The 25217-nt window shown below is 50.3% G+C and carries 22 protein-coding genes; 12 read left to right on the forward strand and 10 right to left on the reverse strand.

Annotated features, from left to right (window positions below; all coding sequences use genetic code 11):
- Nucleotides 1–151 precede the first annotated feature (151 nt).
- The 3 genes from EM595_RS19165 to EM595_RS19175 all read left to right on the forward strand — a co-directional run bounded on the left by EM595_RS19165 (nucleotide 152) and on the right by EM595_RS19175 (nucleotide 9968).
- Complete coding sequence (locus tag EM595_RS19165; RefSeq protein ID WP_067436650.1) at nucleotides 152–8734, forward strand: glycoside hydrolase family 94 protein; 8583 nt, start codon at nucleotides 152–154, stop codon at nucleotides 8732–8734.
- Between the two features lie 283 nt (nucleotides 8735–9017).
- A complete protein-coding gene (locus EM595_RS21560) occupies nucleotides 9018–9158 on the forward strand; it encodes a YnfU family zinc-binding protein (RefSeq protein WP_419190159.1) in 141 nt (46 codons plus the stop codon).
- 342 nt (nucleotides 9159–9500) lie between these two features.
- The gene (locus EM595_RS19175) at nucleotides 9501–9968 is read left to right on the forward strand and encodes an NUDIX domain-containing protein (protein ID WP_067437035.1); all 468 of its coding nucleotides are present in this window, start codon (nucleotides 9501–9503) and stop codon (nucleotides 9966–9968) included.
- Between the two features lie 279 nt (nucleotides 9969–10247).
- On the opposite strand, the gene EM595_RS19180 is transcribed toward EM595_RS19175, so the two are convergent.
- Nucleotides 10248–11000 carry an NAD-dependent epimerase/dehydratase family protein gene (locus EM595_RS19180; protein ID WP_067436657.1) on the reverse strand — a complete coding sequence of 251 codons (753 nt, stop codon included), beginning with the start codon at nucleotides 10998–11000 and terminating at the stop codon, nucleotides 10248–10250.
- Nucleotides 11001–11222: 222 nt separating this feature from the next.
- Nucleotides 11223–12230 carry a Rossmann-fold NAD(P)-binding domain-containing protein gene (locus EM595_RS19185; RefSeq protein ID WP_067436660.1) on the reverse strand — a complete coding sequence of 336 codons (1008 nt, stop codon included), beginning with the start codon at nucleotides 12228–12230 and terminating at the stop codon, nucleotides 11223–11225.
- 101 nt (nucleotides 12231–12331) lie between these two features.
- Between EM595_RS19185 and EM595_RS19190 the strand changes: the two genes are divergently transcribed.
- Nucleotides 12332–12946, forward strand: coding sequence for a TetR/AcrR family transcriptional regulator (locus EM595_RS19190; RefSeq protein WP_082691705.1), 615 nt, complete (start codon nucleotides 12332–12334; stop codon nucleotides 12944–12946).
- Nucleotides 12947–12997: 51 nt separating this feature from the next.
- On the opposite strand, the gene EM595_RS19195 is transcribed toward EM595_RS19190, so the two are convergent.
- Nucleotides 12998–13900, reverse strand: a complete 903-nt coding sequence (locus EM595_RS19195) for a LysR family transcriptional regulator (RefSeq protein WP_067436663.1) — start codon at nucleotides 13898–13900, stop codon at nucleotides 12998–13000.
- 128 nt (nucleotides 13901–14028) lie between these two features.
- Here EM595_RS19195 and EM595_RS19200 point away from each other — a divergent pair, with 128 nt between their 5' ends.
- Nucleotides 14029–14292 carry a DUF2798 domain-containing protein gene (locus EM595_RS19200; RefSeq protein ID WP_067436665.1) on the forward strand — a complete coding sequence of 88 codons (264 nt, stop codon included), beginning with the start codon at nucleotides 14029–14031 and terminating at the stop codon, nucleotides 14290–14292.
- Between the two features lie 644 nt (nucleotides 14293–14936).
- Complete coding sequence (locus EM595_RS19205; RefSeq protein WP_067436667.1) at nucleotides 14937–15263, forward strand: NIPSNAP family containing protein; 327 nt, start codon at nucleotides 14937–14939, stop codon at nucleotides 15261–15263.
- Nucleotides 15264–15397: 134 nt separating this feature from the next.
- Here the strand turns inward: EM595_RS19205 and EM595_RS19210 are convergent, their stop codons facing one another.
- Nucleotides 15398–16018 (reverse strand): LysE family translocator, encoded by a 621-nt coding sequence (locus tag EM595_RS19210; protein ID WP_067436670.1) that lies wholly within the window; start codon nucleotides 16016–16018, stop codon nucleotides 15398–15400.
- A 271-nt stretch (nucleotides 16019–16289) separates the two neighbouring features.
- Between EM595_RS19210 and EM595_RS19215 the strand changes: the two genes are divergently transcribed.
- Nucleotides 16290–16580 carry an immunity protein CdiI family protein gene (locus EM595_RS19215; RefSeq protein ID WP_067436672.1) on the forward strand — a complete coding sequence of 97 codons (291 nt, stop codon included), beginning with the start codon at nucleotides 16290–16292 and terminating at the stop codon, nucleotides 16578–16580.
- Nucleotides 16581–16909: 329 nt separating this feature from the next.
- Here the strand turns inward: EM595_RS19215 and EM595_RS19220 are convergent, their stop codons facing one another.
- Nucleotides 16910–17506, reverse strand: a complete 597-nt coding sequence (locus EM595_RS19220; protein WP_067436675.1) for a glutathione S-transferase family protein — start codon at nucleotides 17504–17506, stop codon at nucleotides 16910–16912.
- 222 nt (nucleotides 17507–17728) lie between these two features.
- Here EM595_RS19220 and EM595_RS19225 point away from each other — a divergent pair, with 222 nt between their 5' ends.
- The 5 genes from EM595_RS19225 (at nucleotide 17729) to EM595_RS19235 (ending at nucleotide 20675) form a co-directional block, all read left to right on the forward strand.
- Entirely contained in the window at nucleotides 17729–18412 is a 684-nt protein-coding gene (locus tag EM595_RS19225; protein WP_067436678.1) for an O-methyltransferase, read from the forward strand.
- 506 nt (nucleotides 18413–18918) lie between these two features.
- A complete protein-coding gene (locus tag EM595_RS19230) occupies nucleotides 18919–19290 on the forward strand; it encodes a hypothetical protein (protein WP_067437041.1) in 372 nt (123 codons plus the stop codon).
- An 82-nt stretch (nucleotides 19291–19372) separates the two neighbouring features.
- Nucleotides 19373–19606, forward strand: coding sequence for a CdiA C-terminal domain-containing protein (locus EM595_RS21220; protein WP_231938752.1), 234 nt, complete (start codon nucleotides 19373–19375; stop codon nucleotides 19604–19606).
- 7 nt (nucleotides 19607–19613) lie between these two features.
- Nucleotides 19614–19919: a CDI system immunity component gene (locus EM595_RS21255; RefSeq protein ID WP_071852573.1), complete on the forward strand. Its 306-nt coding sequence runs from the start codon at nucleotides 19614–19616 to the stop codon at nucleotides 19917–19919.
- A gap of 279 nt (nucleotides 19920–20198) precedes the next feature.
- On the forward strand, nucleotides 20199–20675 hold the full coding sequence (locus tag EM595_RS19235; protein ID WP_067436681.1) for a lytic transglycosylase: 477 nt from the start codon (nucleotides 20199–20201) through the stop codon (nucleotides 20673–20675).
- A gap of 514 nt (nucleotides 20676–21189) precedes the next feature.
- Here the strand turns inward: EM595_RS19235 and EM595_RS19240 are convergent.
- From EM595_RS19240 to EM595_RS19260, 5 genes are all read right to left on the reverse strand, one after another.
- Nucleotides 21190–21831, reverse strand: coding sequence for a carboxymuconolactone decarboxylase family protein (locus EM595_RS19240; RefSeq protein ID WP_067436684.1), 642 nt, complete (start codon nucleotides 21829–21831; stop codon nucleotides 21190–21192).
- A gap of 149 nt (nucleotides 21832–21980) precedes the next feature.
- A complete protein-coding gene (locus tag EM595_RS19245; RefSeq protein WP_067436686.1) occupies nucleotides 21981–22865 on the reverse strand; it encodes an aldo/keto reductase in 885 nt (294 codons plus the stop codon).
- A gap of 77 nt (nucleotides 22866–22942) precedes the next feature.
- A complete protein-coding gene (locus EM595_RS19250) occupies nucleotides 22943–23254 on the reverse strand; it encodes a putative quinol monooxygenase (protein WP_034458338.1) in 312 nt (103 codons plus the stop codon).
- A 10-nt stretch (nucleotides 23255–23264) separates the two neighbouring features.
- Entirely contained in the window at nucleotides 23265–24038 is a 774-nt protein-coding gene (locus EM595_RS19255) for an SDR family oxidoreductase (RefSeq protein ID WP_067436691.1), read from the reverse strand.
- Nucleotides 24039–24110: 72 nt separating this feature from the next.
- Nucleotides 24111–25091 (reverse strand): aldo/keto reductase, encoded by a 981-nt coding sequence (locus EM595_RS19260; RefSeq protein WP_067436694.1) that lies wholly within the window; start codon nucleotides 25089–25091, stop codon nucleotides 24111–24113.
- Between the last annotated feature and the right edge of the window lie 126 nt (nucleotides 25092–25217).

Below are 25217 nucleotides of genomic sequence, written 5' to 3' on the forward strand. Positions count from 1 at the left end.
ATTTGGCGGCTAGCCCTCTCCACCATTTCTGCAGTGAATACCTGGACCAGCAGCTGATAAATCCCTGATGCCTTATGCACATCCTGAGAGAACGTTTCTGAACTGATTTCTCAACTGCTCCTGCGCGTTAACGTCGCATTAGAGCAACACTATGAAAATGAATCCTCTGGCATGGTTTCGCCCCTTCCGTACCCTGACAAAAGTGCCCGAATGCGCTGCGTTTTCATCCAGTGACACCACGGGGGAAAACACGCCGCCTCCCGATCTGTTCTCAACGCCACAGCTTGAGCGCTACGGCCAAAAACTGGCGCATACGCACAAATTGTCGCCCGAAAAAATGCCGTACTACCTGCTCAAGCGGCTAAGTGACAATGAAGCCGTACTTACTCAAAATTGTTACGCGCTTAACGCGGGTAAAAAATCGAGCATCATGCCCGCAGGCGAGTGGTTACTGGACAACTACTACCTGATTGAAGAACAAATCCGTAACGTACGTCAGCATTTGCCGCCCAGCTTTGGCAAGGGACTTCCCTCACTCACCGCGCCGCACCTTTGTCCGCGTATCTATGCTATCGCCACGGAGGCCGTTGTACATGGCGACGGGCGATGGGATGTCGCCAGCCTGACCGGCTACATTACTGCCTACCAGCAGGTGACGCCACTGACGTTAGGGGAAGTCTGGGCGTTACCCGGTATGCTGCGTCTGGCGCTTATTGAAAATCTCCGTCGGGTCAGTATTGAGGTGATGCAGGCTCAGCAAGAACGCAGCCTTGCTGATATGTGGATAACCCGGATGACCGAATGCGCGGAAACCGCGCCAGCCGACTTAATTATGGTCATTGCCGACATGGCGCGTGCTCGTCCGCCATTGAGCAGTGCCTTTGTTGCTGAACTGGTTCGTCGGTTGCACGGACATGGGAACGCGCTGGCATTGCCCCTTAGCTGGGTTGAACAACGGCTTGCCGAACAGAGCCTCACTACCCAGGCGCTGATACATCGCTTTAACCAGCAGCTTGCGGCCAGCCAGCTCTCCGTCAGCAACAGTATTGCCGGTTTACGCTTGATCAGTGAAACCAACTGGGCCGACTTTGCCGAGAGCATTAGTGTGGTGGAGCAGACGTTACGTCGTGATCCTGCAGACATTTACGCCCATATGCATTTTGATACCCGCGATCATTATCGTCATGTGATTGAGATTCTGGCCAGGGAGAGTAAGTGCAGTGAGCCGGAAGTGGCAAATCGCACACTGGCGCTGTCAGGCAAAACAGAACCTGACAGGCCACAACACCATATTGGTTATTATCTGGTGGGTGAAGGGCGACGCCAGCTGGAACGTCATCTGTCAGTAAATACCTCCGGGCTTAAACGTTTACGGCACAATTTCAACAGATTTCCCCTGTTGTCCTGGCTGGGAAGCATGAGCCTTTTGACCACGGCGGCAACGGCTGCAATATTATTTAAAACGGCAAACCTGGGAATGGCCTGGTGGTTGTTACTGCTGGCCTTGCCCCTGATTATTGCGCTGAGTCAGCTGGTTAGCGATATGCTGAGCGACGCGACGACCCGTTTTCGCGTTCCCCGGCCGCTGCCGAGAATGGATTTTTCCGACGGCATCCCGGTGGCTTCTTCGACCCTGGTTGCGATCCCCTGCATGCTGACGAGCCGCGAAAGTTTCAGCAAACTTCTTACCAGTCTTGAGGTGTGCTGGCTGGGCAATCAGGATGACAATCTCTGTTTCGCGCTTGTTACCGATTTCGCTGACTCAACAACTGAAAATACGGAAGAACAACGCGCGCTGTTTAGCCAGGCGATGTCAGAAACACACATGCTTAACCGGCGCTATCCCTGCCAGCGACAGCGTTTTTATTTGTTACACCGATCGCCTGAATGGAACGCTTCGCAGGGGATCTGGATGGGTTATGAACGCAAGCGAGGCAAGCTGGCGTTGCTGAACAGCTGGTTACGCCATCCTGACGCACAGTTTTCCAGCGTTGCAGACATGCCCGCGACTGCTTTACCGGGGTTCATCAAGTATGTCATCACGCTGGACAGTGACACGCTCCTGCCGCGTGACACTGCGCATAAACTGGTAGCAACGATGGCGCATCCGCTGAACAAGCCAGAATATGATCCGGTACGTCAGAGGGTCGTCAAAGGCTACGGTATTTTACAACCGGGGCTGGCAGAGGAGATGCCTCGGGACGGACAAGGTAGGTATGCTGCTATGCGCAGTAGCGTGCCGGGTAATAATCCTTATTCGATGATGTCTTCCGATATCTATCAGGATCTTTTTGAAGAAGGTTCTTTCGTCGGGAAGGGGATTTATGACATCGATATCTTTGTGCAGGCCACCATCAACACCTGCCCGGAAAATCTGGTTCTCAGTCACGATCTGCTTGAGGGATGTTATGCCCGCTCCGGGCTGTTGAGCGAGGTCTTACTTTACGAGCAGTACCCAAACAACTATTTATCCGATGTTGCGCGCCGCACGCGCTGGATCCGCGGCGACTGGCAACTGCTTAACTGGCTTAAGCTGCATGTCAGAAAAGCCGATGGCACGCAGGATAAAAATCCGTTGTCCGCATTGTCCCGATGGAAGCTGTTTGATAATTTGCGCCGCAGCCTGGTCGCTCCCTCTTTACTGGTGCTGCTGTTTAGCGCGCTGCTGTGGGTGCCCAATACGTGGTACTGGCTGGGTATCATGGCCCTGATCTGGCTGCTGCCTGCCGGCTTAGGTATCACTGTCGATCTTATCAATAAGCCGCTGCGGCGTCCCCTGAGACAGCACCTGGTGCTGGTGCTGGCGGGCGCGATAAAGCGACTATCCCGGATTGGGCTGAATTTTGTTTTACTGCCGCATGAGGCGGGCTATTCGTTGTACGCCATCGCGGTAACGCTCTGGCGCCTTGCCATTAGCCAGCGCAATCTGACCCAGTGGGCCAGCCACAATGCGGACAGCTTCCCCAGCTCGCTTTCAGTTTTTCGTTTTTATCGGGCTATGTGGATGAACGTCGCTTGTGGCGCGGCCCTCATCATACTGACCCTGGTTTTTGCGCCACAATGGCTGACTATCGCACTGCTTATCGGCCTGTCGTGGTGCCTCGCTCCGCTGCTGCTGAGTTGGCTGAGCCGTCCACCAGCACGGAAGATTTTTCTGCCCAGCCCGCAACAGAAACAACTTTTGCGTCAGACCAGCCGGGAAATATGGGCTTTTTTTGAGACATTCGCCACGGCAAAGGAAAACTGGCTTCCTCCTGATAATTATCAGGAAATCCCGGAGCCGAAAATTGCACATCGCACTTCTCCCACCAATATCGGACTTTCTCTGCTGGCTAACCTCACGGCCTGGGACTTTGGCTACCTTCCTGGCGGGAAGGTATTGCAGCGCATCACGCAGACGCTGGACTCGCTGGATAATATGGAGCACTACCGGGGGCATTTATATAACTGGTATGACACTCGCACGCTGGCTCCGCTTAGCCCACGCTATGTTTCCAGCGTCGACAGCGGCAATATGGCCGGTCATTTACTGACGCTGCGTGAAGGACTGTCAGCGATGCGCCGTCAGCCCGTACTCAACCATCAACTCATCGTGGAGGGGCTGAATGATACCCTTGGTATTCTGGAGAGATGCTGGGGCTACAACGCGCCAGCAAGTCTGCGACTGCTACGCATACAATGTCTAAGCACAGCATCATTACCTTCCGGGCAGCTGTTCAGCGAATTCAGCAAAATGCAGGTGCATTGCGACGATCTGACTCAACGGAGTCATCAGGAGAACAGTGTTGTTGCGCGCTGGACGGCGCATCTGCACAGTCAACTTCAACAGCTTTGCGATGAATGGTCGACGCTGCTTGGCTGGTTACCCGCGACGTATCATGCACCGTCATTGCCTACGTTGAATGAGCTGGCAAGCGCGATATCCATTGCGGACGTGCCTCTGCCTACAGCGGTGATAACGCAGGCCCGGCTACGACTGGACATTATCAGTGAGCTTGAACAGCGGTTGGCAGACCATGCACGAATGGATTTTGCTTTTCTCTACAATACTGCCACCAGTATGCTGAGTGTGGGTTACAACTGCGATACCAACACGCTGGATAAAAGCCACTACGATCTTCTACCCTCCGAAATCCGTCTCACCAGTTTTGTCGCTATTGCAACGAACCAGCTGCCGCTCAAAAGCTGGTATGCACTCGGCAGGCTGTTTACCACCATAGATCGTGAAACCGCCTTGATGTCATGGAGCGGTTCAATGTTTGAATATCTGATGCCGAATCTGGTGATGCCGACATGGCACGGCAGCCTGCTGGATAAGATGAGTAAATCCGCGGTGATACGGCAGATAGACTGGGGCAAGGAGCGTGGCGTGCCATGGGGCGTGTCCGAGTCTGGCTATCATGCGTTTGATGTTCAGCACAATTATCAGTATCAGGCATTTGGTGTACCCGGTCTTGGGCTCCGGCGCGGACTCGCCGACGATATGGTTGTTGCCCCGTATGCCACGCTGCTGGCGCTGTTGGTTGCTCCGCAGAAGGCCTGCGAAAATCTGTCCAGGCTGGAGAAGAACGGCGCGCGCGGCGAATATGGTTTTTATGAAGCGCTGGACTATACGCCATCGCGCCTGGCAACCGGCCAGCTTTTTTTGATTGTGCAGTCGTGGATGGCTCACCATCAGGGCATGGCCTTCCAGGCACTGGGGCATCTGCTGCTTGATGCGCCAATGACCACACGATTCATGGCGAGTCCCGCTTTCAGGTCGGCCAGCCTGCTGTTACAGGAGCGTGTGCCCGATGCGGTGGATCTCTATAGTCCGCGCCGTCATTTTGAGTCCCAGGAGGGGCGGGTTAAACCGGTACGCTTTGAACCGCGGATTTTTACCGGTGTGGGCAGTCCAACGCCCGAAATACAATTACTGTCCAACGGACAGTACCATCTGATGATAACCCCCGGCGGTGGGGGTTACAGTCGCTGGAAAAACATCGCGCTTACGCGCTGGCGCAGTGATGCCACCCGTGATAACTGGGGAACATTCTGCTATATCCGCGATCCGCTTACCGACGAGGTATGGAGCAATACCTGGCAACCCACGGGCGGTAGCGCGGACGTCAGCGATGAAATTATCTTTACCGATGCCGGCGCTGAATTCAGACGGGCACTCGGCTCGATTAGCGTGAAAACCCAGGTTGTGGTCTCGCCGGAAGATGACATTGAGCTACGTCGAGTCACTCTGGTACATCGTGGCCGCGTACCGCGCACGTTAGAATTGACGACCTATGCCGAAGTGGTGCTGGCGCCGGACGCCAGCGATCAGGCGCATCCGGCGTTCAGTAACCTGTTTATCCAGACTGAAACCGATCCCGCGCGTGATGCCATCCTGTGTCACCGACGTTCACGCTCGCCGGATGAGCAAAGCCCGTACCTGTTTCATATGATGGTGGTACATGGCGATGATGCCGGCAATGTATCGTTTGAAACCGACAGGGCCAAATTTCTTGGCCGTGGAAGAAGCCCTGCTAATGCTCAGGCAGTCAGCACAAGCGGATTGCTTAGTAATACCTTCGGGGCCGTGTTGGATCCAATCATGTCGATACGTCACGTGATCAGGCTCCAGCCTGGGCAGCCGGTCACCATCGATATCGTTTATGGCATCAGCGAAAGCCGTCAGCAGAGCCTCGCGTTGATGGAAAAATATCGCGATCATCCTATCGCCGATCGCGTTTTTGAACTGGCCTGGTCCCACAGTCTGGTGGTGTTACGGCAGATGAATGCCAGTGAAGACGATGCAACCTTATTTAACCGCCTCGCCAGCGCGGTGCTGTATCCCTGTCAGGAATTACGCGGTGACGAACAGGCGATCATCCGTAACCAGCGCGGTCAGTCTGGCCTGTGGGGCTGGGGTATTTCAGGCGATTTGCCGATTGTTCTACTCAGCATCACCAGTGAGGAAAGAATTGACTCAGTGACCACACTGATCCAGGCGCATCGCTACTGGCGACTGAAAGGGCTGGAGGTGGATCTGGTCATTCTGAACAACAGTCCTGGCGGCTACCAGCAGGTGCTGCAGACGCAGATTATGGATCTAATCTATGCAGGCTCAGAAGCCAGCCTGCTGGATAAACCCGGGGGGATTTTTGTACGAAACGGCGAGCATCTGTCCGCCGAGGACAAGCAGCTGCTGATCAGCGTGGCCTGCCTGAGTCTGGACGATCGTGCTGACGGCATCAAAGAGCAACTTAACCAGCGTATTCGCGCGACAAAGCAACTCGGCAGACCTTTTGTGCCGGAGACGCCAGCAGGGAATAATCAGCATACGGACTGGATACCGGACACTGGACTGCTACGTCATTTCAACGGATACGGCGGATTTTCTCAGGATGGCCGTGAGTATCAGATCCTCTTAAAAGAAAACGAACCGACGCCAGCGCCCTGGTCAAATGTGCTGGCCAACGAGAGTTTTGGCAGCGTAATTTCAGAGGCTGGGCAGGCTTACAGCTGGTTTGAAAATGCGCATGAATACCGCTTAACGCCCTGGGAAAACGATCCGGTGAGTGACCGAAGCGGCGAAGCGTTTTATCTGCGCGATGAAGAGAGCGGCGCGTGCTGGTCACCGATGACCTTGCCCGTGCGCGGACAGGGCGATTATCTCACCCGCCATGGTTTTGGTTACAGCGTGTTCGCCCACCGTGAAAGTGGGGTAGACAGCGAACTGACGATACTGGTGGCCGAAAAGGCCCCGGTTAAGCTTGCGATCCTGAAGCTCAGTAACCATTCGGGCCGCACACGTAAATTAGCTGTTACCGGCTACGTGGAGTGGACACTTGGGGCTACACGCACGCATTCTGCCGCGCATATTATTACGCATTCGCACACGTTACCTGGCGGAAGCGCGGTCATGGCTAATAACTTTTACGGCGCTAACGGCGGTGACCGCACCGCTTTTTTTGCCGTCAATGATCCCCTGAGTACGGTAACGGGTGACCGTCGCGAGTTTATCGGGCGCAATGGTTCACTGCATGCCCCAGCCGCCATGAAACGGCGCAGACTCTCGGGCAAAACGGGGGCCGCTCTTGATCCCTGTGCCGCGATCCAGTCGACAACCACCCTTATCGATGGTGACCAGAAAACCTTTGTTTTTGTTCTCGGTGTAGCGGGCAATCTGGCACAGTCTCAGGAGACGCTGGCCCATTTTCTGAACGAGGATAACGCGCGCCAGGCGCTGGATCAGGTTCATCAATTCTGGCACAAGGTTCTTGATAAAGTCGTGGTGCAAACACCCGATAGTCGGGTTGATTTGCTGGTGAACGGCTGGCTGCTGTATCAGACATTAGCCTGCCGTATTATGGCGCGCAGTGGATATTATCAATCCGGCGGGGCATTTGGTTTCCGCGACCAGCTGCAGGATTCGCTGGCGTTAAGCCAGGTTGCACCGGAGCGACTGCGCAGCCAGATCGTGCTGTGTGCCTCACGTCAGTTTATTGAAGGGGATGTTCAGCACTGGTGGCATCCTCCGCACGGCAATGGTGTGCGCACCCGGTGTTCGGATGATTACCTGTGGCTCCCGCTCGCGGTTTGTCACTATGTAGATGTAACGGATGATATCGGGATACTGGAACAGCGCATTCCCTACCTTGAAGGCCGTCCGCTGAAGCCCGGCGAAGAGTCGGTGTACGATACCCCGGTTGTCAGCCCCCTCGAAGAGACGTTGTGGCAGCACTGCGTAAAAGCCGTTGAACGGGGTTTACACGTCGGCCAGCATGGCCTGCCACTGATGGGCGCTGGTGACTGGAATGATGGGATGAATCTGGTCGGTATCGAAGGCAAAGGTGAAAGCGTCTGGCTCGGATTTTTCCTCTACGACATTTTACAACGTTTCGCGGCACTGGCAGAACGGCGCCAGAACGAACAGGTGGCAGCGTTATGCCATTCAGCAGCATTGCGCCTGCAAAAAGATATTGAAGCGTCGGCATGGGATGGTGAGTGGTATCTGCGCGGATATTTTGACCATGGTGCGCCGCTGGGATCACAGGCGTCGCAGGAGTGTCGGATAGATGCGATTGCTCAAAGCTGGTCCGTGTTGTCCGGTGCGGCTGATCCTGCACGCAGCGCCCAGGCGATGCGGTCACTGGACAGCTATCTGGTGGATAACGATGCGGGACTGATCAAGCTGTTAACGCCTCCGTTTGATGGTCACGGCCCCAACCCGGGTTACATACAGGGCTATCTGCCGGGTGTGAGAGAGAACGGCGGGCAGTACACGCATGGTGCAATCTGGGCGGTCATGGCATTTGCCCGTATGGGGGACAAAGCGCGGGCCTGGCAACTGTGGTCCATGATCAACCCCATAAATCATACGCAACAGGGTGACGGTGTGAGCACGTACAAAGCTGAGCCTTATGTCATGAGTGCGGATGTGTACAGCGTTCCTCCCCATACCGGGCGGGCTGGATGGAGCTGGTACACCGGTTCTGCGGGCTGGGCCTATCGGCTGGTAACGGAAGAGTTGCTCGGGATAAAACGTCACGGCGACACGCTTATTATCCGTTCGCAGTTACCCGATGACTGGCCTTCATTTAGCATTACCTATCAACATGGACAGAGCCCGTATCACATCACGATTTCCCGTAGTGAAAGTGAATATCAGGTCACCCTGGATGGCATTCAGTTGCCGGACGACAGAATTTTTTTACTGAATGACGGGCAACATCACAGGGTTGATATTATTCAGCGTTAAAAGAAGAAGGCGTTTGCCATAAAGCAGAATTAAAACGTCTGCATGACAGCATGCGACTTGATGTTGATCGCGGTGTGCAAAAACAGTGTCGTGAAGCAGTGTCCGCTATTTGCTTATAGCGGACACTGCTCATATGACCGGATGGCAATCAGTGAACCCGGCCGTCTGATATTTTACGATAAGATGATGAATGCTTATTATCTGTATAAAAAACAACCAGAGGTGGTAGTGTAGATCTCATTCATTTTTAAGGCCAAATATGATGTCCTTTTTCAATCGAATTATGGATCAAATCACCGAAATAACCTCTTTATCCACCTGTCCGGTATGCCAAAAAGAGTCGCAGCAGTCGATAAAAAAAATAGGTAAAAAGCAGACCTTGCTCTGCCCACACTGCAAATCAATGTTTATAAAGCCAGACTGATTAATTGCAGTGCAGGTAAACGCAATCCTGCGGAAGAGAAGGGTAACGCTAAGGCAAAACCCATGGTGACGCTGTTCATTCACGCTGAGCATCGCCATCTGTTTTTGCAACTGGATTTCGAGTTAGTTATTAGTGACTTGCTTTGCAAGAGAGAGTGCTGCGCACCACGATAAACCGATGATTTTATCTGACGCCGGTGTGAGTCATCACGTTACCTGGCCTTATTTTGGCTAAACGCACGGCTCAAATCCTGTGAATTTGCCATCTTACCTGTAACCCTGATTGCTGGGTTTGTTGAAAACCGGAGGTTCTGTGACTACCTGTTCATCCCTCTTGCCTCTGATGGCGAAGAATGCCCTTCAGCCTATAACCCTGGCTAAACCTGGTTTGGCTGTCATTGCCATCACACTTCGTGGCAAAGAGGTCATTCTCGTTCAGCGTAGCAAAGAACCCCAGAAAGGTACCTGGGGTTATCCTGGTGGTTCCGTAGAGCCTGGCGAAACATTACATGACGCTGCTCTGCGTGAACTAATGGAAGAGACGGGCGTAACGGCGAGAGTCGGACCACTCATCGATGTAGTTGAAGTGATTGGTTGTGACCCGGCTGGCCATCATCATCACTTTGTGCTGATTGCACTGTTATGCCATTACCTGGAAGGCGAGCTTCAGGCTGGAGATGACGCGGCTGACTGCTGCTGGGTGCCTTTTAGAGAGGGCATTCTTAATGTCAATGGCGTGCTGGCCGATCATGTGACCAGGATTGCTGCAAAAGCGTTTAACCTGCGTGATATCACCATTCAGGGGACGTAATCTCGGTGCTAACGTCTGCTTTTCATACCTTGTCGGTATTTCGATGAAGGGCATCTGTCCGAGTCAGTAACCGACACAGACATAGCCTCTCAGGTTCGAATCAAGCGTTTATATGAGGCTTTTTTCGGGTTAACGCCCGGTTCTGCAGCAACCCGGCTTTGCACCAGACATGAATGGTGCGTGGCAGGGAAAGTGACAGGCTAAGCGCTATGCTGTCGGCAGCCTGTTTGCAGGGCGTGCGGCGGTTTTATGAATAAAAACTTCTTTATGCAAGGTTTGCTATTCGAACAGAACCGGCCCCGGTTTATATTCCCGAAAGGCATCATCAGTTGGCTGGTATCCCAGCACTTCCCGGGTGCGTGACAAATCAAAGCGTTTGAACCGGTTATCTGAAATGCCATAGCCGATAAAAAAGGTAACGTTTTCAGCTTCTATCGCGCGGGTTATCAGTTTCACTGCATCCTCAGGGCTGAGCCAGGCGCTGTAATCGCGGGCGGATTTAAGCGCATTTACGTCTTTAGGTTCAAAAGCGCCGATTCTGAGCGCGACACAGGAAAGTCCATGCTGAGTGGCATAAAAGGAACACAGCGCCTCGCCATAACATTTCGTTACGCCGTACAGATTAGCTGGCGCTACCGCCAGGCCCGGATGTATTTGTACATCAACCGGATAACCTTCAATTGTCTGGGCACTGCTGGCAAATACAAAGCGGCGACAGGATGAGGCTGCCGCTGCCTGAAGCAGCCATGTGGTGGAGAGAATGTTGGCCGGCAACAACTGCTCAAAGGTAGCATCGGGGTCGGGAATGCCTGCCAGATGAACTATCGCGTCGGGTTCCGATTCGGCCAACAGCTTTTCTGCTGCACCCGGCACGGAAAGGTCTGCCTGAAAAAATTGATGCGGCGAACCGATCTCATCATCCGGCTTATGTAGATCGGTGAGGATAAAGTCATAGGTTTTGCGCATTGCCTTAAAACAGGTTCGTCCAATACGGCCGCTGGCGCCGGTAAGAAGGATTTTTTTAACAGCCATAGTATCGGGATCCTTGTCTGAAGCCATTATCGGTGCAGTAAAGCCCTATCATACCGGCCTGAAAATGCCTGTCTCAGGTGCCTGTCGCAATTAATCATGCGGGTCAGTGCTGTCTGTGTTGCGCACCTTGACGACGTTCTTGTTAAGAAACAGGCAGATTTTAGCGTATAGCGTGTAAAAACGGGCTGAACGAGTGTCAGCCCGTTTCTTCATCCTTTCACGCTATCGCAGCGGCAGTTGCAGAAGCTGCCCGTTCTCTTCCTCAAGCCGCGTCAAGTAGTGGGCCGCATCCAGAATCTGATAAGGAAAATAGAGGCCCGGCGCAACCGGTGGCTTTCCATCCATTCCGATCAGTCGTTCCAGAAGCAGGGCAATCCCCATGCCTGTCAGAGGCGCTGCCCCACCCGGATGAACGACTGCACTCCGCGTATGAAGCGCCTTTCCAGAGTGATCAAGGCCTGAAATATCGATAATGATTTCGGTCGAGAATGTTCCGCCTTCGCGCCGACTTGAACTGATACCCATGCCCAGATCAAACTGAACGGTGTGCGCGCCTGTAGCGGTTGCCAGTCCAGCCACGTCGATCGAGGAGAAACCGGTGGCGTCGATTTCGGTGCCGTCAACCGCCAGGAATGTGGTCCTGGCATCATCGCCTTCGCGCCAGATATAGACGCCGGCGCGGCGGGTAAGTGCGGCGGGCAGCAGGTGATGCAGATGCTCGAAATCAGCGGCAACGGCAGGGCCTCCAACATCCTGCTCATCCACCAGGGCACCGATACGAATTTCATCTACCTGACTGAATGTCTTGCTCAGATGAAGCGCCGGAACCGTCGTGGCTCCTACCAGCCATTCATAGCCCAGCACCACTGCCGAGGCTCCCGGGGCAGTCATAAAGCTTGCGATTTCCGGAGCAATCTCAAACACGCCGGAAGATATGCTCAGATGCGGGACGCCGCGTGACTGAGCAAAGCGCAGTGTGGCAAGCGAATGGTCCTTATAGAGAACAACCACCGCACTGACCTCTCGATCGCCGAGACCCAGATTGGGGCAAGAGGTGTCGATCTCTACTCCCTCCGCGCCTCCTATTTTTGCCGCTGCGCTCTGTGCTCTGGAAAGGTCACGGCCACCGATCAGCAAAGGGAAGTCGGGATAGGTTTTATGCATCGCCCGGGCAGTCTGGCGACCAATAGCGCCGGAGCCGCCCAGCAGTAAGACAGGATGAAATGACATAAGCGTGGTTCCTTATTGACGTGATAAGCTACCAATAGTAGGAACAGTAGCACCGTATTTACACATAAGCTACTTTTAGTAGGTTTAACAGGATGAATACCATGAATGAGCACAATGCCCTTGCTGCCAGGTCGCCTGCGCAAAGACTGTCCAAAGCAGAAAGACGACAACAGCTTCTCGACACTGCACTTCTGATCGTGCGGCAGGAAAACGCGGACAGGCTGACTCTGGGACATCTGGCTGTGCGCGCAGGCGTCTCAAAACCTGTTGTTTATGATCACTTCGCGACGCGTTCAGCGTTGCTGATTCAGCTGTACAGATGGATTGATATGGAACGCATCAGGACATTTACTGATGCCATGAGCGCGGCTCCCCGAAGCCAGCAGGAAACGGTAGAGATGCTGGCGAGCGCCTATATTCATTGCGCTGCGGATAAAACGGATGAGTTTCACGCAGTCGGTGCGGCGCTGGCGGGGAGCGAAGAGAAGGCGGTGGTTTTCCAGGAGCTTCTGGACAACTGCGTTGCAATGTTTGTGTCAGTTCTGACGCCACATGCAAACATGACATCCCAGTCGTTGCGACAGTGCTGCATTGGCCTGGTGGGTGCCGGAGAAGCATTATCCGTGGCGCTAACGCGTGGGCAACTTGAAGAAAAAGCAGCCGTTACAGCCTTCGCCTTACTGATTAAAGGGCTAATGGAGGCCAGCGAAAGCTAAACGGTGCGTCTGGCACAGTCGTGTTATCTCAGGCGCATCAGCGCGCTTGTCTTAAATCGCACCTTCTACATATTCAATAAATGCCCGGACTTTTGAATTAAGTGCCGAACGTTCGGTGACACAGGCATAAATATTCATCGGCAGGGACTCAATATTGCTCTCGCTACTGTGACCTGACCAGGACAAAGACCTTAGCAGACCGCTGTCGATCAATGGCTGGGCAACAAAGCTTGCCAGGCGGGCAATGCCGCCTCCGTTTACAGCGAGTTGTGCAAGAATATCAATGTCATCGCTGATAAAACTGGGATTGAGTTTTGCATTGACAGGTTGTCCGTTGACCTTAAAAGTCCATGGCAAAAACCGTCTGTCGGTGGGGTAGCGAAAAACCAGGCAAGCGTGCTGGCTAAGTTCTTCAGGTGTTTGAGGCGTGCCAGCGCGCTCAAGGTAAGCAGGCGCCGCGCAGAATATGAAAGGTAACGATGCAATTTTTCTGGCGATCAGTTGATCATTCAATTGTGCTTCGATGCGGATACTGACATCGACGCCTTCCCGGCGATGATCGACGTTGCGATCGGTACCGATCAGTTCAATATCGATATCAGGAAAAGAGGCTTTGAAAGCCGGCATAAGAGGAGCCAGAACGTGCCGCCCAAATGCGGCTGTCGTCGCAATACAAAGTGGTCCCTGCGGTTTGGTTTCATTTGCAGCCGCCTGAGAGGCGAGTTCAATATCATGGGGAATGTGACGGACTTTCTCGAAATACCGTTGACCATTTTCAGTTAAGGTCATGCTGCGGGTGGTGCGCGATAGCAGTCGCACGCCCACATGCGCTTCAAGACGGGAAAGACTCTGACTGACCGCTGCCGGACTCATACCTTTAGCGCGTGCCGCCGCTGCAATACTGCCGTTCTCCACGACGCGGATAAAAGTATTAATCAACCCTAAAACGTCCATATTATCCTCAATACTGAATTCGTCACTTTTACTTAATAATGATTAAAGCATAACCGCTCTACAGCCTTCACCATAAGCTTGTTAAGTTAGCTGCAGTTTTATCTACCTCTGTTAAACAGGATATTCTGATGACTGATACTACCTCAAAGAAAAACCAGCGAACCCGCCTTCCTGGGCGCACGGCACCCTACATATTTGCGCTTTATATGGCGATCATCATGGCGTTCCTGATGAGTCTGGTCATCACCTTAGCCGAATTCGGAGTGGGACCCCATTACATGACAAATGTGATGAATGCTTACCAGGTCGCCATGCCAGCGGCTTTCTTTTGCATACTTGTTGTCCGTCCTGTTGTTATCCGGCTCGTAGGGTTGACCGTTCACGGTCACTGAGACATTCAGTATGCGCACTACGGGCGCCTGATGAAGGTTTGTCCCGCGCATCGCAACAGGTGACTTCTGCGGCAACATACCGGCTGGTGGCAAACTCCCCGCGTGTGATGTGATGTGATGTGATGTGATGTGTGAGGGCAGGCAGTCGCCCTGATGCTTGACCTATATCACGATGAAGGATGCCGAAAACTGAAGCGCCGGGCGTATGACAGGGAGCAGTGAAAGCGGTTTACAGATCAGAAGGCAAGGAAACGCCTTCGCTGGCCGGGGGAAATGTTTCTACCGACGTTATATTACTGGGTTCTAAACGCAGTGAAATGCCTACATCGATAGATAATTGCGCCGCATTCTGGAATCTAATCCGCCGCGGGGTAATGAACAATCACACCTGCAGTAAAACTCATCCTGAAGGTCCGTTTTGTGCCAGAAGAAGACATTATGAACATCGGAATGTATTAATTTGCGGGTATATAGAGCAACAATGGCACCGAAATTATCAGAGGCGTTTTTGCATGATTCGCACCGGGTATCAGGATGCCGAAAAACGGCCATACTGCTGCATAAACAGGCTGAGGAAATCTGCGTGAACGCACCAGGAGAGTTTTTGCTAACTCTCCCGAACTTAAAGCAACTGAGAGAGTTTGATGAAAACAGTCGAGTTATTGCAGTACACCTTGAAAGCAGGCACTGGACGGGAATTTCATCAAATCATGATTGAGGAAAGTATCCCCCTCCATCGTGATGCGGGCATTGGCATCATTGCCTTTGGAAACTCAACGCATGATGAGGATTCTTACTACCTAATCCGAGCCTATGATGACCCTGAGCATCTGGATGCATCACAGAGAGCATTTTATTGCAGTGATGCGTGGAGGTCAGGACCACGTGATGCCATTATTGAACGGATTCAAACCAGCTTAAAATCGGTACTGATGCTCACTGACACTGCAACAGATAGGCTAAGGAAGTGAGTTGATAAACTATTAGAAAGTACGGTGCATCGCTCAGATGTGAACGTGTCTGCCCGCTTTTCACATATAGCAGACATTGGCCTGCACCATTGTCCGCTTTGTGCCAGAAGCGGACGTTTACAGTCAGCCCAAGACTATCTTGTGCTCATAGCAAGTTTAGCCGCGAAGCATAAAAATAAGCCCCCTGTTGCTCTATCCATAATCCGGACAACGCGACTTTTCTTCAATATGGCTGACGCAAAATGCGTGGATAAAATGAGTGTGACTGACCATATAGTCCCAATCGCCACGTGGATGCTGACAAGGATAAAAGTCCATATTAAAGGTGAGTGACCGGTAGGTATGAACTGCGGCAAAAAAGAGACATAGAAAATGCCCATTTTGGGATTAAGCACATTCCCCAGTATTCCTCTGATAAACCAGCTCCCCTGAGAAACGTTGTTGTCATCACCATCACTGAAAGATGATCGGGGACGTATCAGTAGTTGTAAGCCCAGCCAGCTCAGGTAGACCGCACCACAAACTTTGAGCACAGTGTAAGCCATCTCTGAAACCGCCAGAAGAGCACCAAGACCTAACGCGACCAGCGCACCCCATATAAAACAGCCGGCATCAATGCCAAGCGCAACGTGAAAAGCCTTTTTGCCGCCCTCAGCGCAAGCAGTGCGCAGAATAAGTGCCGTATCGAGGCCGGGAGTCAGGGTAAGTAACAGCGCAGCGAGAGAGAATGCGAAGAGAGAATCGTTAACAGTCATTTTCTTTGCCCGAAAGAGCAGATGCTAATCATTTAGTTCCCTATAATCAATCTATCAAATATCAGTTTTTAAACGTCCGCTTTCCGCTCATAGCGGACGTTAGCCTGACATCAGTCCGTTTTGTGCCAGAAGCGGACGTAGCTAACAACAGTTTGTGTGGAGCAACTGGGGGCAGGTCAGTCGGGCAATATATGAAAAGACAATCAATGGTAATAAATATTATATTGTAATAATGGATGTATAGCGGTGCGAACCTTAGAGGTACAGTGAAATGAAAGAAATAAAAATAATGGCTGACTATCAATGTCATCCATTGTGGGGAGTACAACCAGGTGATTTTGGTGACATATCTCCTGATGACCTACCAATTTCTTTAGAATTAAAGAAAAGCTTGCATGATTGGGCTACGAGATATGATTTGACTCTTAAAATGGACGATCCAGCCTCATCTGGATTTCACAATAAAATATTGGAAAGTATTTTCATTGAAGATGGTAGGAAACTAGCAATAAAGTTGCAAGAAGAACTCGGTATCAACTACAACATAGTTTATCAATTCTGACATGAAATCCCGCCCACTGTTAGCTGGATTTTTTAGCACTCAATGTTGCTATCGATGAACAAGGTATATTTTTTGAACCCGTCACAATCAGCACTCCAAAAACGGATCAATCAGGGGCTGCTTCGCCCCAAAAAAATAGGTGACTTATAAATATGCAGGCAATGACCTGCCCCTGTTAATTAATTCGCGTCTACGTTAACCAAACTTCCAACTGCTGCATAATAATTGCGCATGTCTGCTTTCCGCTCATAGCGGACGTTAGCCTGTCGTCAGTCTGCCTGGTGCCAGAAACGGACATCAATGCACCTTTAAGAGATGACAATACCTGATTAACGATTATTTACTTCCTGAGCCTTTAAGAAAGCGGGGCGACTCGTTGCTCTTAATATGTAGCTATCAATCTCTTCGGTGATTTCCAATCCGCACAGCTTTGCCCATAACAACGTATGAGAAAGAAAAATATCGGCCAGTGTAAAGTTGTTACTCGCAATCCATGTTTGAGTTGGGTTAAAGCGAATCTGAGAGATAACTTTATCTGCCTCCTTACTGAGGTAATTCATTAAATCCGTGGAACGTTGATTTTCGGGAATGAAGACAATATGTTTGAGCAGACTCCAGACGGGGGCTTCCAGATCGGATAGCGTGAAGCTTAACCACGAATTAACAGAGGATTTTTCTTCGGCGGTTGCGGGATAAATAGAGATGTTGTTATGTTGTTCACACAGGTAAATACAGATTGCTAAGGTTTCACTGATTGACACGTCACCATCGGTCAAAAAAGGAACTTTTCCCAGTGGATGGGGTGATTTAACCTCAGAAGCAGGGTTCAAAAGATCGACTCTGATGGACTCGTAATTCATTCCCATTTCTTCAAGAGCCCAGAGAACCCTTAATGATCGGCTTTTGGGGTAGGTATAGATCTTCAATTCAACATCCCTTTGTTGTGAAAACAATTTTATAAGGTAAGTGGATAGCTCATGTCAAAATTTCCGCTTTTCGATCATAGCAGACGTCCCCCGTGGTTAGGTTCGCTTTGTCCCAGGAGCAGATGTTGCTAATCTTAAATTTCAAACAAGATCGGTATAGGCGAGCCATGTAACAAATTACGATTAAACTTTCATAGGGTTTTTAAGGAGAATAAGTTTCATATGCGCATTCCAGATTATCCTTCACGCGATTCTGATAAATGGTCCCAGGTAGATGCCTGGTTTTCTGAAAAGCTCGCCCCTGAAGATGCAGATTTAAAATACGCTCTTGCCAATAACACAGAACAGGGATTGCCCACACACGATGTCTCTGCTTTACAGGGAAAAATGCTGGCGATTTTCATTCAAATGTCGCGTGCCGTCCGTGTTCTTGAAATAGGCACGCTTGGGGGTTATAGCACCATATGGATGGCCAGGGCTCTCCCACCACATGGAAGCATAACGACAATTGAATTCAGCGAGCATCATGCAGAGGTTGCAAGCCAAAATATAAACAAAGCGGGGCTGGCTGAGCGCGTCACGTTGCATAGGGGAGCTGCACTTGATGTCTTACCCACGCTTCATGCTCCCTTTGATCTGATTTTTATCGATGCCGATAAAGTGAATAACCCCCACTATCTTGACTGGGCTATCAAACTGTCGAAACAAGGCACTGTTATCGTAGGAGATAACACTGTGCGCGGTGGCAGTGTAATCGACCCCAGTAGTGAAGATCCGAACGTTAAAGGTCTGCGAGAATTTGTCGACATGATTTCTGAGGATGAGCGCCTTGAAGCAACAGCAGTACAGACTGTTGGTGAAAAAGGATGGGATGGTTTCGTCATGGCTATCGTTAAAGCTCGGTGATGATATTTATCATTACGAAAAATGTGCTTACCTTCAGTTTTTAGTCACAATTTTTAAATGATTAATAAAAGCTGTGCTACTCATAGTGTCTATGAGTTATATACAAAATGTCCGCCTCTCGCTCATAGCGGACATCGGCTTGATGTCAGTCCGTTTTGTGCCATAAGCGGATGTTCTCCCGATCATTCACACAATGCATCTTACTCCGGGATCTTATATCCGCCTCAAGGGCCAGTAATTCTATCGGGCTGGATAAGCCGTCCAGGCAGGATTCCTGGAAGCATCATTTATTATCCCCCTGGCACTGATCCAAGCGTTTTCGGGAGCACCTTTATCCGACTGATGCCTCCAGGTTCGACTCCTGTTCCTGGTTTAGAATATGGCTATTGGATTTCTGAAAAAAATGGACAGCCGATAAATCCAGCAACCGGTGGCACTGGCACAAGGGGGAACACATGTGCCATTGCCGCCAAATACTATGCCACCTAAGCGGTGAGAGGTTATTCATGATTAATGAAGCAGATTTGGCAGAGCTGGAGTCAACATTACTTACAGGTGTAACTGTTGGCATTGGCTCGCAAATTTTGATATTCGGAAACGGTTCAACAGTGCTAGTGCAGTGTCCTTTTATAAGGGAGCTCCAAGGACAGAAACAACAGGGGCACGGTGAGGATGTGTACACCAGTGAACTGCTTTTTGATTATTTAAATAATCAGGTAACAAGTGCTTTGCTTGAAGAAGGGGGGGAGCTTGTTTTAGAGTTTGAGGGGAAGAAATTATTGAGAATTTTTCCTGAATGTAACGGGCTTGAGTCGTATGTGATTTCGACTCGCCTTGGTATTTGTCCTGTTACAGCATTCCCGATTAATGAACAGTAATATTCCCCGGCCAGTTGACGGAGGTTCTTGTATCTGAGTCCTGAATACTTGCTCTTCTGGCCGTTACGATCCTGATTATCGGATAAAAGGTGAGGTTTTTGATAACTACGCTCCTAGTTCTAGCAATGTTAGGAATATATTGTCTGGCGTTAAAGAAAAAATTGGCTCTGGGCAAACAACAAATTTTGTTATTAATATGAGTGACACAAAAGTGTCCGTCCCTGCATTGCAGCAACAGCTTACTAAGTGGCCAATTATGGGTCTTGAGAAGGTTGTTATCATTGATAAATCAGGCAATACTATAAGGATTAAGTGAGGGAGTTATGTCCATACATATATCATGTTATACAACATATAACATCTCTGAATTGCAGGAGAAATTGAATTTTTTTGCAGCAAAATATCCTTGTGTATTCCCTGCTCAATATTATTTATCAAGTGGATTTATACCTCATCCAATTCAGCGAGAGGTTGCAAGTTATTGTGGGTTGGTGCCCTGCTCTTACTTCGTTATCACTGTGAATAACAAAGCGTTAGATATATCGACAGACGAAATGGCTGATATGGTTAGAGAAGCTCTAGGGGCAGATAACGTCATCGCGCTTTTAAATGGTGAGGATCTAATCTAGACCCTGTGATGAATCCTTTAAAAGCGCCATCTTCTCGCCGCTGTAATCTGAGGTTTCAGAGGCGACAGTAAAGAGCTACATAAGTGAGGCTGTAACGAGATACCCTTCTGGCACGACTATTGCGAAAGTTCCATCCAGTGGAACTTTGGGCGGTAAGGTATTGCAGGGCACTGTTATTCTTGAAGTTCCTCCGCAGAATGGGATAATTCCAAAAGCCATCTTGGACGCTGCCAGTAAAGCAGGGGTTTTAATTAGAGATACTAATGTGAAGGTATATTGATGGGGCTACCTATTTTTTATTGTAAGTCTTGGTTTCGGATGAAAAAGGTTGCGATAGAGCTTATGGATCAATCGTTGGCACATTCCAGGCATCTCTCGGGTGAGTCGTATACAGCTCTTATTGGGTCGGACTCTATGCCATCTTGCTTTGTCGAGTTCTTCATAGATAAAGGAATGGTTGGTGTCGGATTTTTAGATAAAAAATGTCGTGAGTATCTGACATATCAATTTCTAGTAACAGATGCGGATAACTTATTTTTGACTATGGCGACTCATCGTGAGTTTGACGGAGATAAGGATGAGGTCATAGGTGGAGAGTTCTACATTTTCAATGAGGAAGGCGGCCTTTTTATTAGGCGAGAAAAATTTAACCCTTATAAGATTGAAGAGACCAAATCAAGTTTCGAGCCGTTTCGGAATTATGAAAAAATCCCCAAATTTGGTTGTTACTCAAATGTAATAAAAGCTGACAGATGAAACAGGTAGGTGAGTTTCATTATAAATTTTTAGGGGGTGAGTTGAGCTGGCACCGGCCTTATGCCGGTGTTTTTATAACCTTTTCGCCGCTTTTTTGCACTCTATTTGTATCTTTCTGCAGTCAAGTTGCATCCCTTTTTGCTCCCGTCCTGACGCCTTACGTTCTGGCTGATGTGCTCACTGTTAATTAATATGCGACCACGTTAGCAAAAACTCCATCTCGGCAGAATAACTGTGAATGTCCGCTTTTCGCTCATAGCGGACATTGCCTTATGCAGATGTCCGCTTTGTGCCAAAAGCGGACATTGCATCGAAAGCCCTGCTGACTTTGTCAGGACATGCCTTTATTTTTAAGTCATTAAAGGCATGGGCCCCGCATTCCAGATTATTGCCATATTCCTTTAGGTCAGGGCTTACGACATCACGTCGCGAAAGCCATCAAATCGGCCTCCCTGTTTTTTAATAATCATGCCATTACGCAGCTTTTGCGCTACAGAGAGAAGCTGCATAGATTTTACTTACTGGCTGCCAGCACCTTCTCAAGGGCTGACGTTGCACGTTGAGCGACGACCGGACAGGCCGAATTTTCAAGGGCGACGATCACCCCCCATAATTGCGTTTCAGTCAAACCAATGTTTAAAGAAATGTTGAAATGGGACATTAGCTGCGGCTCAACGCCTTCCAGGCCTGCAAGTGCGCCAAGGGTGGCAATCTCACGATCTTCATAACTGAGGTTGTCCCGTCCAAAAATGTCACCAAACAGATGTTCTTTCAGGTACGTATCAATAGCAGGAGCAAAATCGAATACAGGCCCTTTGGCTGGCACACCTATCAGGTATGTCTGCACAGATGTGCCCAGTTCAAGGAGGGATCGGCCAGCAGGCAGCGGGCTGGCTTCGGAACCTGCAATATCATTTATACCCTGTTCTTTTCGTTCATTCACAAGGGTCATAAAGGTTCCAAGTGCGTTAAGCGCACGTGGAAAACCAAGGTAAGCATAAAGCTGTACCAGTATTTCTTTTATGTCGTTAATAGTCAGGCCAGCATGTAGGCCTGCTTCCAGTGCGGCTCTCAGTTTATGATTATCGCCCAACGCAGTGAATGCAGAAATTGGAGCGATCGCCTGCTGGCGACTCGTCAGCTCTGTAACTTTCATAGAATGATCCCTTTGAGGCGGAGCAGTTTTCCGGCCTTTAATCAGCTAAGTTAATGTGTGATGGTCGCCTGCATCGCAGCGGTTTAGCGCTCACCCACTACCATGACAAAGGCGCATTTACGCACCTTTGTCATTACACTGGAAAATCATCAGTCAGGGATCTGGAAACCATAGGTTGCCAGATCCAGTGAGTCGGGATCCGGGCCGCCACGAACGCCTGTTTCAAGCGCATCAATAACTTTAATTTCATTAGCCGTGAGCCTGAAATCAAACACGTCGAAGTTTTCGACAATTCGGTGGGGTTTTACAGATTTAGGAATGGCGGAATATCCGTGATCCAGATGCCATCGAAGAATAACCTGTGCCGGCGTCTTCGAATATTTTCTGGCAATGCCAGTGATTACCTTATCTTCGAAAGGATTTTTCTCCGCATTGTTGTAGGTATAAGACCCACCCAGTGGTGACCAGCATTGTGTGATAATGCCATAGTGGTCGTTAGCCGCACGCCATTCCGCCTGTGAATAATATGGATGAACCTGGATCTGATTCACCGCAGGAACAACACTGGTCTCTGTAATCAATCTGTCGAGTTCAGTGGGCGTGAGGTTGGATACACCAATGGCACGCACGCGCCCCTCGGCCAGCAGCTTTTCAGCCGCCTTATAGGCCTGAATGGTCTTTTCAAATTCTGATGCCAGAGGCTGATGAAGCAGCCAGAGGTCCAGTTGCTCAATGCCTAATTTATTCAGACTGACATCAAAGGCGCGAAGAGCAGAATCGTAGCCATAGTCGGAAATCCACAATTTAGTTTCAATAAAGATATCGTCGCGGTCTACGTCCGACCGACGGATCCCGGCGCCGACTTCACGTTCATTAAAATAGGCCGCAGCGGTATCGATAAGCCGATATCCGGTTTCCAGTGCCTTCTTCACCGCCTCGGTAGTTTCTTCAGGTTTGGCCTGATAAACACCCAATCCCAGAGCGGGCATTTTCACACCATTATTCAACGTAATATAAGGATTTATACCATTCATTTGAGTCCCTTTTTAGCGTTGTGGCTTAGAGGAAGCATACGTGATGCCATGAATAATAAAGCGAGGGGTTACCCTTATCAGTCACTGACACGGGTAATGAGACTGACAGAAGGTCCGAATGTCAGCAGCGGTTGCAGGTATGACATAACTTCTGCAACATGCGGGTTTTCCGCATGGCTGGTTACTGCATCCTGGTTTACCCAGCCGTCAATAATATAAAACGTGTCGGGTTCATCGATTTTTTGATAAAAATCGTAATAAAGGCAACCGGCTTCAAGGCGTGCAGGCTCAACAAATTTCAGGACCAGCTCTTTAACGCGCTCACGATTTTCAGGTTCACATCGCAGTTCACAGATGATGTGGCGTTCTTCCGATTTTATTTTCTGCATCGTCATTTCCTCAGTTCTTACCGGCATAAACACGGGTCATACCGCCATCGACTATCAGGTCAATGCCACGGATGTAAGTACTCGAGTCTGATACCAGAAAAATCAACGCATCCGCGATATCTGCCGCGGTGCCCACGCGCCCGGCCGGTATTTCTGCGGAAACTCGCTCAGCATATGAGGCAATATCGTTGTCACTCATTTTCTGTTCGTTGCTGTAACCCTCGGTCGGGACTACACCGGGACTTATGGTATTGACCCGGATATCTCGCCCTTTTAGATCCGTGGTCCAGCTGCGAGCCAGTGAACGCACTGCCGCTTTGGTCGCGGCATAAACAGCAAATCCAGGTAACCCCATATCTGCAGTAATCGACGCATTCAGCACTACGGAGGAACCGTCACGAAGCACGTCCAGCATGCTCTGCATAGTGAGTACAACACCTTTAACATTTATGCTCAGTTCGCTGTCGATCTGATCTTCGGTCAGTTCTTCGAGTGGCGTGGCGTGGCCACCACCCGCATTAGCGAACAAAATATCCAGATGCCCCTGTTCGACTTTAATGGTGGCAGCCGCACGCAGCATGTCTTCTTTACTTGAGACATCCGCACATATAGCTCTGGCTGAGTTGCCCAGTTTGGTTACTGCCTCGTCCAGCACGTTCTGTCGGCGGCCAGTGATATAGACTGTTGCGCCGTGTTCAATCAATCGCTTCGCTGCACCGAAACCCAGGCCGGTTGTTCCGCCGGTGACCAGTGCGATACGGCCTTTAAGAGATTGGGTCGTCATGATGATGTCCTCTGAGAATGAATACGGGGGAGGATACCGGCGACATGGCGTCGCCGGTTAATGAAGCAAGGCTCAGCGGTTAATGGACTTCATCATTGCAGCGTTATAACGCTCGCCCTGGACGGGAACTTTTGCCAGCACATCTGCAATTTCCTGTAGGTCTGCGGCCGTGAGTTCAACTGCAGCCCCGCCTACATTTTCTTCGAGACGGTGAAGTTTTGTGGTGCCGGGGATCGGAGCAATCCATGGTTTTTGAGCCAGCAACCAGGCTAAAGCAATCTGTGCCGGGGTTGCTTGTTTACGCTCAGCAACTTTACCGATCAGGGCGACAAGGTTATGGTTGGCCTGACGGGCTTCGTCAGCAAAACGCGGCAGATTATTTCGGACATCTCCTTCAGCAAAGGTGGTTGCACCATCAATCTTTCCTGTAAGAAAGCCTTTACCCAGCGGGCTAAAAGGAATGAAGCCGATACCCAGCTCTTCCAGCGTCGGGATAATGACGTCTTCAGGTTCACGGGTGAACAAAGAGTATTCACTCTGCAGTGCGGACAGCGGCTGAACAGCATGTGCGTCACGAATAGCTTTTACGCCCGCCTCACACATCCCAAAATATTTCACCTTTCCTTCTTGAATCAGGTCGCGTACAGCTCCGGCGACATCTTCCATTGGCACGTTTGGATCCACACGATGCTGGTAAAAGAGATCGATGTAATCCGTTTTCAGCCGCTTAAGGGACTGTTCAACGACAGTACGAATACGCTCAGGACGACTGTCGAGTCCCGCCGCTGCATTACCCTCTTTGAAACCGAATTTTGTAGCGATAACGATCTGGTCACGGAACGGTGCCACAGCTTCCCCGACCATTTCTTCATTGATCTGACCATACGCTTCTGCAGTGTCGAACAGCGTTACGCCGCGCTCATAAGCTGCACGGATAAGTTTGATGGCTTCAGCTTTGTCTGTAGCAGGCCCGTAGCCAAAGGTCAGTCCCATACATCCCAGACCAATTGCCGATACTTCAAGGCCACTGTTACCTAATTGTCGCTTTTGCATAATGAGTCTCCTGTTTATGGATTGAACACCTCACAAGCACGGCTTGATTAGGTGGTGTTCATCTACTCTAAGGAATGACTGATCATTACTGAAGTGGCATAATCAGATAACTGACATGAGTGGAAC

Source organism: Duffyella gerundensis (genome assembly GCF_001517405.1).
GTDB classification, from domain to species: domain Bacteria; phylum Pseudomonadota; class Gammaproteobacteria; order Enterobacterales; family Enterobacteriaceae; genus Duffyella; species Duffyella gerundensis.

Bases quoted from the DNA above. Each gene is read 5' to 3' on its own strand.
- EM595_RS19165 (WP_067436650.1), top strand. From the start codon at position 152: ATGAAAATGAATCCTCTGGCATGGTTTCGCCCCTTCCGTACCCTGACA.
- EM595_RS21560 (WP_419190159.1), top strand. From the start codon at position 9,018: ATGGATCAAATCACCGAAATAACCTCTTTATCCACCTGTCCGGTATGC.
- EM595_RS19175 (WP_067437035.1), top strand. From the start codon at position 9,501: ATGGCGAAGAATGCCCTTCAGCCTATAACCCTGGCTAAACCTGGTTTG.
- EM595_RS19180 (WP_067436657.1), bottom strand. From the start codon at position 11,000: ATGGCTGTTAAAAAAATCCTTCTTACCGGCGCCAGCGGCCGTATTGGA.
- EM595_RS19185 (WP_067436660.1), bottom strand. From the start codon at position 12,230: ATGTCATTTCATCCTGTCTTACTGCTGGGCGGCTCCGGCGCTATTGGT.
- EM595_RS19190 (WP_082691705.1), top strand. From the start codon at position 12,332: ATGAATGAGCACAATGCCCTTGCTGCCAGGTCGCCTGCGCAAAGACTG.
- EM595_RS19195 (WP_067436663.1), bottom strand. From the start codon at position 13,900: ATGGACGTTTTAGGGTTGATTAATACTTTTATCCGCGTCGTGGAGAAC.
- EM595_RS19200 (WP_067436665.1), top strand. From the start codon at position 14,029: ATGACTGATACTACCTCAAAGAAAAACCAGCGAACCCGCCTTCCTGGG.
- EM595_RS19205 (WP_067436667.1), top strand. From the start codon at position 14,937: ATGAAAACAGTCGAGTTATTGCAGTACACCTTGAAAGCAGGCACTGGA.
- EM595_RS19210 (WP_067436670.1), bottom strand. From the start codon at position 16,018: ATGACTGTTAACGATTCTCTCTTCGCATTCTCTCTCGCTGCGCTGTTA.
- EM595_RS19215 (WP_067436672.1), top strand. From the start codon at position 16,290: ATGAAAGAAATAAAAATAATGGCTGACTATCAATGTCATCCATTGTGG.
- EM595_RS19225 (WP_067436678.1), top strand. From the start codon at position 17,729: ATGCGCATTCCAGATTATCCTTCACGCGATTCTGATAAATGGTCCCAG.
- EM595_RS19230 (WP_067437041.1), top strand. From the start codon at position 18,919: ATGATTAATGAAGCAGATTTGGCAGAGCTGGAGTCAACATTACTTACA.
- EM595_RS21255 (WP_071852573.1), top strand. From the start codon at position 19,614: ATGTCCATACATATATCATGTTATACAACATATAACATCTCTGAATTG.
- EM595_RS19235 (WP_067436681.1), top strand. From the start codon at position 20,199: ATGGGGCTACCTATTTTTTATTGTAAGTCTTGGTTTCGGATGAAAAAG.
- EM595_RS19240 (WP_067436684.1), bottom strand. From the start codon at position 21,831: ATGAAAGTTACAGAGCTGACGAGTCGCCAGCAGGCGATCGCTCCAATT.
- EM595_RS19245 (WP_067436686.1), bottom strand. From the start codon at position 22,865: ATGAATGGTATAAATCCTTATATTACGTTGAATAATGGTGTGAAAATG.
- EM595_RS19250 (WP_034458338.1), bottom strand. From the start codon at position 23,254: ATGCAGAAAATAAAATCGGAAGAACGCCACATCATCTGTGAACTGCGA.
- EM595_RS19255 (WP_067436691.1), bottom strand. From the start codon at position 24,038: ATGACGACCCAATCTCTTAAAGGCCGTATCGCACTGGTCACCGGCGGA.
- EM595_RS19260 (WP_067436694.1), bottom strand. From the start codon at position 25,091: ATGCAAAAGCGACAATTAGGTAACAGTGGCCTTGAAGTATCGGCAATT.